We start from the raw sequence: 13,609 nt of genomic DNA on the forward strand, positions 1-13,609 counted from the left end.
GCCCCAACGCGGCGTCAGGGCTTATCCTCAAAGCCCGGTGTCACGGATAGCGCGCGGCCCCAAGAATTGGGCCAAGCCCCTGTTCCTGCACCAGAACGGCAAGGCCGGTGCCATCGGGCACGGCTTCGGACAGTGTGTAGCTGAACGGCGCAAGCCCGTCCCACGCATCCAGCACCATCCAGTCGGTGACGATGTTGCGATAGGTGATCTCGCGCCCGGCATTTTCACCCGCCATAATCTCGACCGTGGCCTTGTCCAGAAAGCGGACGATCTGCACATCGACGGCGTAATCCAGAACGCCAGACGAACTTGCGTTTATCGTCACACCACCGCCATCCAGCGCGACGATTTCTATCGCGATCTGCCCGCCCCCAAGCGGGTTCATCCGGTGTTCGGCAATCTGGGCCATGACCTGCATGGTCGCATTGCCCTGCACATCATCCAGTCCACCAATAATCATTTGTGGCGTGTAGACCGATTTCCGCCCCATCTTGCGCGCATAAGCCTTCTGGCGTTCGCTGAAGGCGGGTTTGCCGAACGTGTCGGCCCAGCCAATATAATCCCAGTAATCGACATGCAGCGCCAGCGGCAGCACCGCGTCATGATCCGCGATCTGGTTCAGCAGATCATCCGCGGGCGGACATGCGGCGCACCCTTGGGACGTATACAGCTCTACCACGACAGGGTTTTGCTGTGCCAAGGCCGGATCAGCCAAGCCGATCATCGCGCCAAGGGCAATCGCGGTCGCGGACTGAAGGTGCATGCGGGTTCCGTTCATCGTTTCAAGCGCGATCTAACCACGCATGGCGGCAAGGGCCAATCAAGGTTTTGCGAGGCTTGCCAACCCGCGACGGAATGGCCACAGGCGATGCAACTGCAAATTTTGTGCACAACGGTATACAAAAATGTTCCTTTTTCCTTGAACGCTTCGCAAAGCAATGGCAAATGCAAGGGGCAAAGACCCCTGTCACCTAATTTACGGAGGCTCAGCCCCATGACCATCACCGTCGGACACGATAGCGCGGGTGCGCGCAAGACCCTTTCCGTCGCTGGCAAAAGCATTGCCTACTACTCCATACCCGCAGCGCAGGCCGCCGGGCTTGGTGAATTCGACAAGCTGCCCGCCGCGCTGAAAGTCGTGCTGGAGAATATGCTCCGTTTTGAGGATGGCAAGACAGTCACAAGTGACGACATCCGCGCCTTTGCGGAATGGGCAACAAATGGCGGCAAGAACCCGCGCGAGATTGCCTATCGCCCCGCCCGCGTGCTGATGCAGGATTTCACCGGCGTGCCCGCCGTGGTCGATCTGGCCGCCATGCGCGACGGCATCAAGGCTTTGGGCGGCGACGCGCAGAAGATCAACCCGCTGAACCCGGTCGATCTGGTCATTGACCATTCGGTGATGATCGACGAATTCGGCAATCCGCGCGCCTTCCAGATGAATGTGGACCGCGAATATGAGCGCAACATCGAACGCTACACCTTCCTGAAATGGGGCCAGAAAGCGTTCAACAATTTCCGCGTGGTGCCGCCGGGCACCGGGATTTGCCATCAGGTCAACCTTGAATATCTGTCCCAGACCGTCTGGACCGATACCGACCAGAACGGCGCAGAAGTGGCCTACCCCGACACGCTGGTCGGCACTGACAGCCACACCACCATGGTCAACGGACTGGCGGTCTTGGGCTGGGGTGTCGGCGGGATCGAGGCAGAGGCCGCGATGCTGGGCCAGCCCGTGTCGATGCTGATCCCCGAAGTCGTGGGCTTCAAGCTGACCGGCGCGATGGTCGAAGGCACCACCGCCACTGACCTTGTGCTGAAAGTGGTGCAGATGCTGCGCGCGCATGGCGTGGTCGGCAAATTCGTGGAATTCTACGGCGAGGGTCTGGACCAGTTGCCGCTGGCAGATCGCGCAACGATTGCCAATATGGCACCCGAGTATGGCGCAACCTGCGGCTTCTTCCCGATTGACGATGAAACCCTGCGCTACCTGCGCACCACGGGCCGGGATGAGGACCGCGTGGCGCTGGTCGAAGCCTATGCCAAGGAAAACGGCTTCTGGCGCGGGGCGGATTACGCGCCGGTCTACACTTCCACGCTGGAGCTGGACATGGGCACCGTTGTGCCCGCCATTTCCGGCCCAAAACGCCCGCAGGATCACACCCCGTTGGATCAGGCCGCAGAAAAGTTTCTGGACGTGGTGTCGGAATATCGCGGCGTTGCCGCCGATGACGAAGCGACAGAGATGGCGGATGAAGGCCCTGCCCCCACCGCCCCGGCCGACCCGCGCAAAACCGTTGCTGTTGCAGGCGAAGATTACGAACTGCGCGATGGCTCGGTGGTGATCGCGTCCATTACCTCCTGCACCAACACCTCGAACCCCTATGTGATGATCGGGGCCGGTCTGGTGGCGCGCAAGGCGCGCGCGCTTGGTCTGACCCGCAAGCCTTGGGTGAAAACCTCGCTCGCGCCCGGCTCTCAGGTCGTGTCGGCCTATCTGGAAGCGGCAGAGTTGCAAGACGATCTGGACGCAATCGGCTTCAACCTTGTGGGCTATGGCTGCACCACCTGCATCGGCAACTCTGGCCCGCTGCAAGAGGAAATCTCCAAGGCGATCAACGACAATGACCTGATCGCGACCAGTGTTCTGTCGGGCAACCGGAACTTTGAAGGGCGCATTTCCCCGGATGTGCGCGCCAACTACCTCGCCTCGCCGCCCTTGGTGGTGGCCTATGCGCTGGCCGGTGATATGAATATCGACATCACCAAAGACCCGATCGCGCAAACGCCCGAAGGCAAGGACGTCTACCTGAAAGACATCTGGCCGACCCAGAAAGAAGTGGCCGATCTGGTGGAAGCAACCGTCACGCGCGAAGCCTTCCAGTCGAAATACGCCGATGTGTTCAAGGGCGATGAGAAATGGCAAGGCGTGAAGACGCCCGACTCGGAAACCTATGACTGGCCAGCGTCTTCGACCTACATTCAGAACCCGCCCTATTTCCGCGACATGGGCGCCGAGGCTGGCACGATTTCCGACCTGAAAGGTGGGCGCATTCTGGCACTTCTGGGCGATATGGTCACGACCGACCACATCAGCCCGGCAGGCAGCTTCAAGGCCGGCACACCCGCGGGCCGTTATCTGGAAGAACGCCAGGTTCCGGTGCGCGAGTTCAACTCTTACGGTTCGCGCCGTGGCAACCACGAAGTGATGATGCGCGGCACCTTCGCCAATATCCGCATCCGCAACGCCATGCTGGACGGGGTTGAAGGCGGCTACACCAAGGGGCCGGACGGCGCGCAATCTGCCATTTTCGATGCTGCAATGGCCTATCAGGCAGACGGCACGCCGCTGGTGGTGATCGGCGGCAAGGAATACGGCGCTGGCTCAAGCCGCGACTGGGCGGCCAAGGGCACCAGCCTGTTGGGCGTCAAAGCGGTGATCGCGGAATCGTTCGAACGCATCCACCGTTCCAACCTGGTCGGCATGGGCGTCATCCCGTTCGAATTCACCGGCGGAGATACCCGTGAAAGCCTTGGCCTGACGGGTGACGAGATCATCAATATCAGCGGCTTGGAAGGTGATCTGAAACCACTTTCCGACGTGTCCTGCACGATCGTTTATGCCGATGGAACGGAAAAGACGATCACGCTCAAGTGCCGGATCGATACCGGAATCGAGAAGGAATATGTCGAACATGGTGGCGTGCTGCACTACGTGCTGCGCGACCTCGCCAAAACCGCGTAACCGCTTCACATTCTCGACAGACCCCGGCGCGGCCACCGTGCCGGGGTTTTCCTTTGCCCAAATCTCGGGCTATCGTCGCGCCATCAAACCGGAGAGAGCATGGCCACCCGCATCGTTGCATTCGTCACTCTTGGGCTGTTTCTGGCCTTTGTCGCGATCATGGCGTCGGTGACGTTCTTTGTGCGTGACCCGTTGCCAATTGTCGGTCCAAACCAACGCCTCGTGCTGGACACAACCGAAATCATGCCGCCCCTGCGTGCAGAGATTGCGATTGATGGCGACTTCAAGGCGCTGCTGTCTGTCACACCGCTGGACCGGGTCGATCAGGTGCGTCTGCGTTTTACAGGCAACGACGATGTTCCGCTGGTCCCGCAGGGCGACAGCGCCGAAGCGCAATTCACCCGGACCGGGCGTTGGGAACTGGTTCTGGTGTCGGGCGGCGCGGAAGAAGTGCTGGCCTTCGTGCTGCGCGATTAGGTCGTTTCGCGTTCTTCAGACTCTATGGTCGGTATCGCCAGGCGCTCTTCGCTTTCGGCCCCGCAGAGCAACTCGACCGCCCGGTCAGCAGCGTCATGGAACGGCTCCAGCACCACATCGGCCCCAGAGGCGAATAACTCCTCAGTATCGCGCGCATTATGCGATGCGACCGCAATGCGCCCCGGAAACCCCGACATGCGGGTCAGTTGTATCAGCGTGCTGCGCGTATCTTCATGGCTTAGCCCGGTCGGGTGGATCGGCACGGTAGAGACGATCCATTTCGCATCCGGCAAGGGCAGTTCCGACACGAATTCGGGATCGCTTGCATCACCGAATTCGGTTTCCAGTCCCAAGTTGCGCCAACGTCTGATGGCGCTTGGATTGAAATCCACCCCCAACACCTTGATGCCCCGTTTTTGCAACCGAAGCCCGATGGCCGTGCCAAACCGCCCCAAACCGAAAATAATAACCGCATGATTGTCGTTGCGATGCATGCCAGCCTCTGACGGCTCTCGCGGCGTGCCTTTGCGCTCGAATATGCCAAGGTAGCGATCAAGCAGGGCATAAAGCTGATGCGAGTAGGTAATCATATAGGTAGAGGCCGCGATGGTCACGAGGCCCACCATGGTCACAAGCCCAAGCGCATCTTCCTGCACATGGCCGATGGTCACACCCATGGCGATGAAGATCAGCGAAAATTCACTGATTTGGGCCACGGTCAGACCTGCCAGAAACCCGGTGCGCTTGCGGTAGCCCATCGCCCCCATGATGGCCAACACGATCAGCGGGTTGCCGATCAAAACGAAAAGCGAAAACACAATCGCGCCCAGAACATGGGTGCCCAACAGCGACAGGTCCAACCCGGACCCCAGCGCAATGAAGAAGAACAGCAGCAGGAAATCACGCAACGGGGCAAGGCGCGCGGCAATCGTTTCGCGATACGGGGTTGACGCCAGAGCAACACCAGCCAGCAGCCCCCCAACTTCCTTGCCCAATCCGACCAGATCGCCGACAGCCGCGAACATGGCTGCCATGGCAATCGCAAAGATCACAAGCAATTCCGGCGCATGGGCCAGCTTTTCGGTCAACGGGTCGGCGGCAAAACGCACGAACAAGATGACCAATCCGACCATGGCCACACCAGACGCAAGCACCATGGGCACTGACCCGCCGCCGTGCCCGTCCGACGCAGCACCGATCCCGATGGCCGACAACACGATCATGGCCAGCACCACCACAAGGTCTTGCACGATCAGGAAGCCAAGGGCGATCTGGCCGTGCAGGCTGTCAATCTCGCGCTTGTCGGACAACAATTTTACGATGATGATGGTGGACGAAAAGGTCAGCGCAATGGCGACATACAAGCTGGTGATATGTCCCAACCCAAGCGCAAGCCCGATCAAGTAGCCGAAAATCGAGGTGAACGCGACCTGCCCCAAACCCGTCAGCAAGGACACCGCCCCAAGCGACCGGATCAGTTTGACATCCAGCTTGATCCCGACAAGGAACAACAGGACCGCAATGCCCAATTGCGACAGCAAGCTGATCTGGGCGTCCGAGTGCACAAGATCCAGCGCGGATGGCCCGGCGATCAATCCCACGGCGATGAAACTTACAATCAATGGCTGGCGCAGGATGATCCCGACAAAGCCGGTAATGGCGGCCAACACCAGAAGGGCCGCAATCTCTGCAAAGGGGGATTGCGCGATAATCTCGATCACGATGCAAGTCCTTTCACGGGCGCGCCCGGCTTCCTGTTCTGCAGGATCAAAATCACGGCAAAACCCGTAAGCTTCTTTGATTTCGATCAAAAGCTGCGGCGAAAATACCGGTTTTCACGCGCGCCCTTTAGATTTTCCACCGGCCATGAAAAAGTGCGGCAAGGGGGTGCCGCGCTGAGCTTTCACGTTGGGCCTTTGCGGTTTAGCGTGCCGCAGCACGCTCCATAGCCGGGCGGATACGGTTTTCCATGATCTCACGCGTGATTGGCCCGGCATAGCGGAATTCGATGGTGCCATCGCCCGCAACGACGAAGGTTTCGGGCAGGCCGACCACGCCCCAGTCCAGCCCCGTGCGCGCAGCCGGGTCAGACCCGATGGCCGCGAACGGGTCGCCCAACTCATCCAGAAAATCCTCTGCCTTGTCAGCCTGATCGCGGTAGTTCACGCCATAAATGATCGTGCCTTCTTCCGCCAATTCTTCCAGAAATGGGTGTTCCGCGCGGCAGGGCGGGCACCATGTCGCCCAGAAATTGACCAGCGTCACCTCGCCCTCGCGCAGCATGGCATCGGTCAGCAGGGTCCGCTCGCCCAGTTGCTGCACGCCAAGCGCGGGCGCTTCCTGACCGGCACGGGCCGACGGCAGATCGTTGCGACCTTCGCGGAAATTGCCGATATAGAACATCACCGCCAGCCCCAGAAACAGCAGCGGCGGCAACAGCATTAGTGGGCGGATCTTACCCATTCTTTCCTCGTTTCTGCTCAAAGGCGTCCAAGTCGCGGCGCACCCGGCGACCGCGCGCAACATACCACAGCGCCAGTGCCACCAGCAGCCCTAGCGAGACCAGATAGGCCGACGTAACCTCGACCGCGTAACGTCCAAGATCGGGCATCATGCCATGCGCTCCCGTGCGGCCAGTGCTTTCATGCGGCGGGCGCGAATTTCGGTGCGGGTGCCCGTCAGAACCAGCGCCAGAAAGATCAGCCCGAAGCCGACCATGCAGGTGTAAAGCGGGGCTTTATAGGCCCAGTCCATGCGCGTTCCGGGGGCAACCGACAGCGACGCGCCCTGATGCAGCCCCTGGTTCCAGAAATTCGCCGCATAGCGCGACAGCACCGCAAAGACCGACCCGACAAGGCACAGTACGGCCGTCAGGTCCGCGCCCGTGTCCGGGTCGTCAATGGCCGACCACATGGCGATGTAGCCAAGGTAGAACAGGAACAGAATCAGGAAGGATGTCAGACGCGGGTCCCATGCCCACCATGTGCCCCACATCGGCTGGCCCCAGACAGCACCTGTAATCAGCCCGATCACCGTCATCACCGCGCCCACCGGGGCGGCGGCACGGGCGGCAAGCGCGCTCACATGGTGACGGCGGATCAACCAGACCAGCGAGGCGACCAGCATCATCAACCATGCATTGATCGCCATCAACGCGGCCGGAACATGGAGGAAGACGATCTTCACGGTAGAGCCTTGGCGGAAATCATCGGGCGTGAAGAAGAACCCCCAGATCAGCCCTGTTGTGGTCACAACCACAGCCGCAACCGCCACGATCGGCAATAACCAATCGGTGGTGCGCATGAATTTCAGCGGGTTGGCATATTCCCAGAGTGACGACATGAGGATTACCTATCTTTGGGTGGGTGCGCTCTCAAGCGAAACAAGTTTGGATCACCGAAGGTTTATCCGGATCACATGGGCAGAGGCAAAGGGCAATAATGCCACAGCCCCTGCGGTAATACCGGCCAGAAGGGCCAAGGGTGTGCCAACGGCCAATCCTTGCGCGCCGCGCGACACCACTTCGGCCCCGAACACAAGGGTCGGGATGTAAAGCGGCAGCACCAGCAGTGACAGCAAAAGCCCACCACGTTTCAGCCCCACCGTCAGCGCCGCACCAAACGTGCCGATGACCGACAGTGCGGGCGTGCCAAGCGTCAGCGACAGCAGCAGCCAGCCATAGGCGGGCACGGGCAGGTTCAGCAGCAACCCCAGAACGGGAGAGACAAGCACCAGCGGCACGCCCGTGGTCAGCCAATGGGCCAGCGCCTTGATGCTGACCACCCCTTCCAGCGGCACGGGCGCGGTTGCCAGCAAATCCAGCGAGCCATCCTCGTAATCCAGCGCGAAAATGCGGTCTAGCGACAACAGGCAGGCCAACAGCGCGCCCACCCACAGAATGCCCGGCGCGATCAGCGCCAGCGTGCCGCGCTCTGGCCCCACGCCCAAAGGCACCAGAACGGCCAAGATCAGGAAAAACGCCAGCCCAAGGCCAAAGCCGCCCCCGGCGCGAAAGGCCAGTCGCATATCGCGGATCAGCAGCGCAATCATAGGAACGCCTCGTCAAAGCCGCTAGAGGGTTCGGGCATCCGCGCCTTGTAAGGGCCAAGGTCCAGCACCCGCGCTTCGGGCAGGCCAAGGTCGATATGCGTGGCCATCAAGGCCATGCCGCCCGCCGCAAGATGCGCGCGCACCACCTCGGCAAAAAGCGCCACCGATGCCGCATCCAGCGATACGGTCGGTTCATCCAGCACCCAAGCAGGACGGCCTGTGACCATCAACCGCGCCAGCCCAAGCCGCCGCTTTTGCCCGGCCGACAGGTTTTGCGCCGCGCGGTCGGCAAGCTGGCGCAGGTTCATCCGGTCCAGCGCGTGGTCAATGCCGCTGGTGCCATAGATCGCGGCCCAGAAGGTCAGGTTTTCCGTCACGCTCAGGGTGGCTTTCAACCCGTCCGCATGGCCCGCATAGGCGATGCTGTCGGGCAGAAAATCAAACGTGCCGGCGGTCGCGGGCTGCAAGCCTGCAATGGTGCGCAAGGCCGTGGTCTTGCCACAGCCATTGGGGCCACGCAGCACCAAGGCCTGACCGGGTTCCAACACAAAGCTGACCCCTTCCAGCAGGGGCAGCCCACCACGGGCGCAGGCCAGATCTGTTACCTTCAAAGACATGAATGTCGCATAGCCCGCTTTGACAGCGATGGGAAGGGCGCGGCGTTACTCTACCGTCACCGATTTCGCCAGATTGCGCGGTTGGTCCACATCGGTGCCCCGGTGCAGCGCCGTATGATAGGCGATAAGCTGGGCCGGCACGGCATAGACAATCGGCGCTATCAAATCCGGCACCGGGGGCATTTGCAGCGTGTGGGGCACATCGCCCGCCGCCTTTATCCCCGCCGGATCGCTGATAAGCAAAACCTGCCCCTGTCGCGCCATCACTTCCTGCATGTTCGACACGGTCTTTTCATACAGGCCGTCATGCGGCGCAAACACGATCACCGGAAACTCGGAATCTATCAGGGCAATCGGGCCGTGTTTCAGCTCGCCTGCTGCATAAGCTTCGGCGTGTATATAGCTGATTTCCTTTAGCTTTAGCGCACCTTCCAATGCCATTGGATACATCGTGCCACGCCCAAGGAACAACACGTCACGCGCCTGAGACAGGATCTTGGTCAGACGTTCAATCTCACCCTCGCGGTCCAAGGCCTGAGCCATGAATCCGGGCAGGCTGCGCAGGTCTTCGACAAGGCGGACATAGTCTTCGGCGCTCAGATGCCCGCGCGCGCGCCCCGCTTCCAGCGCCAGCACCGCCAGCACCAGAAGCTGTGCGGTGAACGCCTTGGTCGAGGCTACGCCAATTTCTGGCCCGGCATGGATGGGCAAGGCCACGTCACTTTCGCGCGCAATGGACGAGGTTGGCACATTCACCACCGACACGACCTGTGCGACATGCGGGCGCACATGGCGCAACGCGGCCAATGTATCGGCGGTTTCCCCCGATTGGCTGACGAAAAGCGCCATGTTGTCGCGCCCCAGAACCGGGTCGCGGTAGCGGTATTCGCTGGCGATATCCAATTCCACCGGCAGGCCCGCGTATTTCTCGAACCAGTATTTCGCAACTTGGCAGGCATAATAGGCCGTGCCACAAGCGACCATAATCAAGCGGTCGGTGCGCGTGAAATCAAGGCCATCCGGCAATTCCAGCGTGTCGCTGTCCACCCCGCTGTAAAACCCAAGAGCGGCCTTCAGGATGGCGGGTTGTTCGGCCATTTCCTTGGCCATGAAATGCTTGTGGCCCGATTTATCGACCTGCGCGGTATCCAGATTGATGCGCGTCATGGGCCGGTTGGTCTGGTTGCCGTCGGCATCGTAAATCTGCGCGCCCGCACGGGTCAGGACCGCCAGATCGCCCTCTTCCAGATAAGTGATGCGATCGGTGATCTCTGCGAGGGCAATCGCATCCGAGCCAAGGAACATTTCATCGGTGCCATGACCAAGACACAAGGGCGAACCGCGCCGCGCGCAGATGATAAGATCATCCTCACCCTCGAACACGAAGGCCAGTGCGAAAGCGCCGTCCAGCCGCGCCAGCGTTTCGCGCGCGGCCTCGAGCGGTGTGCGCCCCTGATCCAGCAAGCGCGAGGTCAGTTGCACAATGGTTTCGGTATCGGTCTGGCTTTGGAATTGCGCGCCGTCGGCGGTAAGCTCTTCGCGCAGCGCACGGAAATTCTCGATAATGCCATTATGCACCACCGCCACGCGGCCTGCGCGGTGCGGATGCGCATTGGCAACGCTCGGCCCGCCATGCGTGGCCCAGCGTGTATGGCCAATGCCCACGCGCCCCGGCAGCGGATCATGCACCATCATGTCGGACAGGTTAATCAACTTGCCAACGGCGCGGCGGCGATCCAGCACGCCCTTGTTGACGGTCGCAATGCCGGCGCTGTCATATCCGCGATATTCCAGCCGTTTCAGCGCCGACAGAATGGCGGGCGACACTTCATGTTTGCCAAGGATGCCAACGATACCACACATGTGCCTTATCCCTTGTTCTGAGACGCTTTGCGCGCGCGCAGTCTATCCATCAGCTTGGCGCCCAATCCCGGTTTTGTCACCTGATCTGCGCGACCCAGCGCAAGCGCGCCGTCTGGCACATCGCGGGTGATGACCGACCCCGACCCGGTCAGCGCATCTGCGCCCACGGTGACAGGGGCGACCAGCATGGTCGATGACCCGATAAAGGCGCCCTGCCCAATGGTGGTGCGGTGCTTGAACACGCCATCATAATTGCAGGTTACGGTTCCCGCGCCCAGATTTGCATGCGCGCCCACATCGGCATCGCCAACATAGGACAGGTGGTTGACCTTGGCGCCCTCGCCCAGTTGGGCGTTCTTGATTTCCACGAAATTGCCAACGCGCACATCTTCGGCAAGTTCGGCACCGGGGCGCAGGCGGGCATAGGGTCCGACCACCGCGCCGCGGCTGACATGCGCCCCTTCCAGATGGCTGAACGCGCGTATGGTCGCGCCCGATTCGACCGTCACATCGGGGCCAAACACGACATAAGGCTCAATCACGCAATCACGGCCCAGATATGTGTCCTGCGCGAAGATGACCGTGTCGGGGGCTTGCAGGGTGACGCCATTTTCCAGCGCCTCTGTGCGGGCATGGGCCTGAAACGCCGCCTCGGCGCTTGCCAGTTCCGCGCGGGTGTTGATGCCCAGGGTTTCGGCTTCGTTGCAAGTGACAACCCCGGCCGTCAGGCCGCGCGCACGGGCCAAGCCAACAACGTCAGTCAGGTAATATTCGCCAGAGGCGTTGGTATTGCCGACCTGAGCGATCAGGTCGAACAGTGTGGCCCGGTCGGCACACAGAACCCCGCTGTTGCACAGCGTGATCGCGCGCTCATCCTCTGTTGCGTCCTTGAACTCGACAATCCGTTCCAGCCGGTCGCCATGGGCCAGCAGCCGCCCGTAGCGCCCCGGATCGGCGGCATGAAAGCCCAGCACAACCACGTCATGCGAGGCGCGCGCGGTTTGCAACGCATCCAGCGTTTCCGGGCGAATAAAGGGTGTGTCACCATAGAGCACCACGACATCGCCGGGCTGGTCTTCCAGCGCCGCGCGCGCCTGACCGACCGCATGCGCCGTGCCAAGCTGCTCTGTCTGGGTGACGATAATGGCTTCGGGGTCTTCATCCGTCACCACGCGGGCGACCTGTTCGCCGCCATGACCCACAACCACAACCACGCGCGCCGGGTCCAAAGCGCGGCCCGCGCGCATGGCATGGACAACAAGCGGACAGGCCGCCAAGCTGTGCAGCACTTTCGGCAAATCCGAGTCCATGCGGCTACCCTGCCCCGCGGCAAGAATGACAAGTGAAATACCCATATGCCCTCAATCCGTTTTCTTTTGTGCCTGAATGCGCGGATTGACGCACCGGCGCAAGCCTTGGCCCTATCACGGCTGGTTTCAAGCTGAAACAGGGGCGAATTTCTGCCGGTTTGACCGATATCAATGTAATGCGCGCGCAAGTCACCGATACTTGGCACATATCGCAGGAGAACTGCTTATGTATGCCAGAATCCTTGTCGCCGTCGATTTGGCGAAACCCGACCGCGCACGACAGGTGTTGGCACAGGCACAAAAGCTGTGCGACCCGGATGGCACCATCCGCCTGTTGCATATTTTAAGCGGCCCTGTCACGCTTAAGTTGCGCGCAACCGCCATGGCAGGGCTGCTGGCGCTGAGTGGCGGCGCAGATCCACGCATTCTGCCGGTGTTGCGCGATGGGCCAGTCGAGGCGCAGATTCGTGCCATGGCCGAAGAAGACAGGGTCGATCTGGTCATGCTGGCCAGCCGCTTACCGGGTATGCCAAAGTTTTTGCACGACAGCTCCGCCACCGAACTGACACGCCATTCCACCATATCGGTGCTTTTGGCCCAGACACCCAACCCAGAGAGGAACCCCCATCATGTATGACTCCATCGTCATCGCCGCCGCGCTCTTTAACGAAGGCGCAACCACCCGCGCGGCACTCAACAAGGCCAAGACGTTGCTCAACCCCGGCGGGGCCGTCACTCTTGTTCATGTCATTGAAGAAGTGCCGGGCTATGTCGCGGCGTCTATCCCGAAGGAACATATGAATGCGCGCCAACGCGATGTGCAGGAACAGCTTGATGCAATGGCCGCGTCGGTTGAGGGACTGAAGGTCAAGGCGATCATCCGCCATGGCCAGCCTTCTGCGTCCATCCTTGGGGCGGCAAAAGAAACCACGGCAGATCTTATCATGATCGCCAGCCACAAGCCCGGCCTGAGCGATTATTTCATCGGCTCCACGGCGGCGCGTATTGTGCGGCACGCTCAATGCTCTGTGCTGGTCACGCGCTGACGGGATCGGGGCGGTTTGCCAAGGCGCCGCCCCTATGCCACCCTGTAACAGCCAACAGCTAGGGAGTGGAGCATGTATAAATCCATCGTCGTCGCCGTGGCCCTGTTCAACAAAGGGGCCACCAGCCGCGAGTTGATTAAGCGGGCCAACAAGCTGGTCGATCCGGACGGCAGCATCACGCTTGTGCATGTGCTGGACGAAGTTCCGGCCTATCTGACCGCTGCGGTCGCCAAGGAACAGCTGCTTGCGCATCGCAAAGCAATCCGGGAGCAGCTTGATTCGCTGGCCGCCGCTGCCAAGGCCAAGCGGGTCGATGTCGATCTGCGCGGCGGGCGCCCGTCGGAAAACATTCTGGCTTGCGCCAGGGAATCCCACGCCGACCTTATCATGATCGCCAGCCACAAGCCGGGCATGAGCGATTATTTCATCGGCTCTACCGCATCGCGTGTGGTGCGTTATAGTCAAGTCGCGGTTCTGGTCAGCCGCTGACGCTTTTTCCCC

The 13,609-nt window shown here is 61.0% G+C and carries 14 protein-coding genes; 5 read left to right on the plus strand and 9 right to left on the minus strand.

Annotated features, from left to right (window positions below; genetic code table 11):
* Positions 1-40: 40 nt before the first annotated feature.
* Positions 41-763: a DUF1223 domain-containing protein gene (locus M3N55_RS07790; RefSeq protein ID WP_249057967.1), complete on the minus strand. Its 723-nt coding sequence runs from the start codon at positions 761-763 to the stop codon at positions 41-43.
* A gap of 231 nt (positions 764-994) precedes the next feature.
* Here M3N55_RS07790 and acnA point away from each other — a divergent pair, with 231 nt between their 5' ends.
* Positions 995-3,745 (plus strand): aconitate hydratase AcnA, encoded by a 2,751-nt coding sequence (gene acnA / locus M3N55_RS07795; RefSeq protein ID WP_283163915.1) that lies wholly within the window; start codon positions 995-997, stop codon positions 3,743-3,745.
* Positions 3,746-3,844: 99 nt separating this feature from the next.
* On the plus strand, positions 3,845-4,222 hold the full coding sequence (locus M3N55_RS07800; protein ID WP_249057968.1) for a hypothetical protein: 378 nt from the start codon (positions 3,845-3,847) through the stop codon (positions 4,220-4,222).
* Here the strand turns inward: M3N55_RS07800 and M3N55_RS07805 are convergent.
* The 8 genes from M3N55_RS07805 to glmU form a co-directional block, all read right to left on the minus strand.
* Positions 4,219-5,943 carry a cation:proton antiporter gene (locus M3N55_RS07805; protein WP_249057969.1) on the minus strand — a complete coding sequence of 575 codons (1,725 nt, stop codon included), beginning with the start codon at positions 5,941-5,943 and terminating at the stop codon, positions 4,219-4,221. The genes M3N55_RS07800 and M3N55_RS07805 overlap by 4 nt on opposite strands.
* Before the next feature lie 202 nt (positions 5,944-6,145).
* The gene (locus M3N55_RS07810) at positions 6,146-6,685 is read right to left on the minus strand and encodes a DsbE family thiol:disulfide interchange protein (protein ID WP_249057970.1); all 540 of its coding nucleotides are present in this window, start codon (positions 6,683-6,685) and stop codon (positions 6,146-6,148) included.
* Positions 6,678-6,836 carry a heme exporter protein CcmD gene (gene ccmD / locus M3N55_RS07815; protein WP_249057971.1) on the minus strand — a complete coding sequence of 53 codons (159 nt, stop codon included), beginning with the start codon at positions 6,834-6,836 and terminating at the stop codon, positions 6,678-6,680. The genes M3N55_RS07810 and ccmD overlap by 8 nt, the downstream gene beginning before the upstream one ends.
* The gene (locus tag M3N55_RS07820; protein WP_249057972.1) at positions 6,833-7,564 is read right to left on the minus strand and encodes a heme ABC transporter permease; all 732 of its coding nucleotides are present in this window, start codon (positions 7,562-7,564) and stop codon (positions 6,833-6,835) included. Before M3N55_RS07820 ends, ccmD begins: the two co-directional genes overlap by 4 nt.
* Before the next feature lie 51 nt (positions 7,565-7,615).
* Positions 7,616-8,272 carry a heme exporter protein CcmB gene (ccmB, locus tag M3N55_RS07825; protein ID WP_249057973.1) on the minus strand — a complete coding sequence of 219 codons (657 nt, stop codon included), beginning with the start codon at positions 8,270-8,272 and terminating at the stop codon, positions 7,616-7,618.
* Positions 8,269-8,889 carry a heme ABC exporter ATP-binding protein CcmA gene (gene ccmA / locus M3N55_RS07830; RefSeq protein ID WP_249057974.1) on the minus strand — a complete coding sequence of 207 codons (621 nt, stop codon included), beginning with the start codon at positions 8,887-8,889 and terminating at the stop codon, positions 8,269-8,271. The genes ccmB and ccmA overlap by 4 nt, the downstream gene beginning before the upstream one ends.
* 45 nt (positions 8,890-8,934) lie before the next feature.
* The gene (gene glmS, locus M3N55_RS07835; RefSeq protein ID WP_249057975.1) at positions 8,935-10,752 is read right to left on the minus strand and encodes a glutamine--fructose-6-phosphate transaminase (isomerizing); all 1,818 of its coding nucleotides are present in this window, start codon (positions 10,750-10,752) and stop codon (positions 8,935-8,937) included.
* Positions 10,753-10,757: 5 nt separating this feature from the next.
* Positions 10,758-12,107 (minus strand): bifunctional UDP-N-acetylglucosamine diphosphorylase/glucosamine-1-phosphate N-acetyltransferase GlmU, encoded by a 1,350-nt coding sequence (gene glmU / locus M3N55_RS07840; protein ID WP_249057976.1) that lies wholly within the window; start codon positions 12,105-12,107, stop codon positions 10,758-10,760.
* 181 nt (positions 12,108-12,288) lie between these two features.
* Between glmU and M3N55_RS07845 the strand changes: the two genes are divergently transcribed.
* The 3 genes from M3N55_RS07845 (at position 12,289) to M3N55_RS07855 (ending at position 13,597) form a co-directional block, all read left to right on the plus strand.
* Complete coding sequence (locus M3N55_RS07845) at positions 12,289-12,699, plus strand: universal stress protein (protein WP_249057977.1); 411 nt, start codon at positions 12,289-12,291, stop codon at positions 12,697-12,699.
* Positions 12,692-13,108, plus strand: a complete 417-nt coding sequence (locus M3N55_RS07850; protein WP_249057978.1) for a universal stress protein — start codon at positions 12,692-12,694, stop codon at positions 13,106-13,108. The genes M3N55_RS07845 and M3N55_RS07850 overlap by 8 nt, the downstream gene beginning before the upstream one ends.
* A 72-nt stretch (positions 13,109-13,180) precedes the next feature.
* Positions 13,181-13,597, plus strand: coding sequence for a universal stress protein (locus M3N55_RS07855; protein WP_249057979.1), 417 nt, complete (start codon positions 13,181-13,183; stop codon positions 13,595-13,597).
* Positions 13,598-13,609 lie beyond the last annotated feature (12 nt).

The sequence above is a fragment of the Roseinatronobacter domitianus genome, assembly GCF_023336755.1.
In the GTDB taxonomy this organism is placed as follows: Bacteria; Pseudomonadota; Alphaproteobacteria; order Rhodobacterales; family Rhodobacteraceae; genus Roseinatronobacter; species Roseinatronobacter domitianus.

Bases quoted from the DNA above. Each gene is read 5' to 3' on its own strand.
- ccmA (WP_249057974.1), bottom strand. From the start codon at position 8,889: ATGTCTTTGAAGGTAACAGATCTGGCCTGCGCCCGTGGTGGGCTGCCC.
- glmU (WP_249057976.1), bottom strand. From the start codon at position 12,107: ATGGGTATTTCACTTGTCATTCTTGCCGCGGGGCAGGGTAGCCGCATG.
- ccmB (WP_249057973.1), bottom strand. From the start codon at position 8,272: ATGATTGCGCTGCTGATCCGCGATATGCGACTGGCCTTTCGCGCCGGG.
- M3N55_RS07850 (WP_249057978.1), top strand. From the start codon at position 12,692: ATGTATGACTCCATCGTCATCGCCGCCGCGCTCTTTAACGAAGGCGCA.
- M3N55_RS07855 (WP_249057979.1), top strand. From the start codon at position 13,181: ATGTATAAATCCATCGTCGTCGCCGTGGCCCTGTTCAACAAAGGGGCC.
- M3N55_RS07790 (WP_249057967.1), bottom strand. From the start codon at position 763: ATGCACCTTCAGTCCGCGACCGCGATTGCCCTTGGCGCGATGATCGGC.
- M3N55_RS07845 (WP_249057977.1), top strand. From the start codon at position 12,289: ATGTATGCCAGAATCCTTGTCGCCGTCGATTTGGCGAAACCCGACCGC.
- M3N55_RS07810 (WP_249057970.1), bottom strand. From the start codon at position 6,685: ATGGGTAAGATCCGCCCACTAATGCTGTTGCCGCCGCTGCTGTTTCTG.
- acnA (WP_283163915.1), top strand. From the start codon at position 995: ATGACCATCACCGTCGGACACGATAGCGCGGGTGCGCGCAAGACCCTT.
- M3N55_RS07820 (WP_249057972.1), bottom strand. From the start codon at position 7,564: ATGTCGTCACTCTGGGAATATGCCAACCCGCTGAAATTCATGCGCACC.
- ccmD (WP_249057971.1), bottom strand. From the start codon at position 6,836: ATGATGCCCGATCTTGGACGTTACGCGGTCGAGGTTACGTCGGCCTAT.
- glmS (WP_249057975.1), bottom strand. From the start codon at position 10,752: ATGTGTGGTATCGTTGGCATCCTTGGCAAACATGAAGTGTCGCCCGCC.
- M3N55_RS07800 (WP_249057968.1), top strand. From the start codon at position 3,845: ATGGCCACCCGCATCGTTGCATTCGTCACTCTTGGGCTGTTTCTGGCC.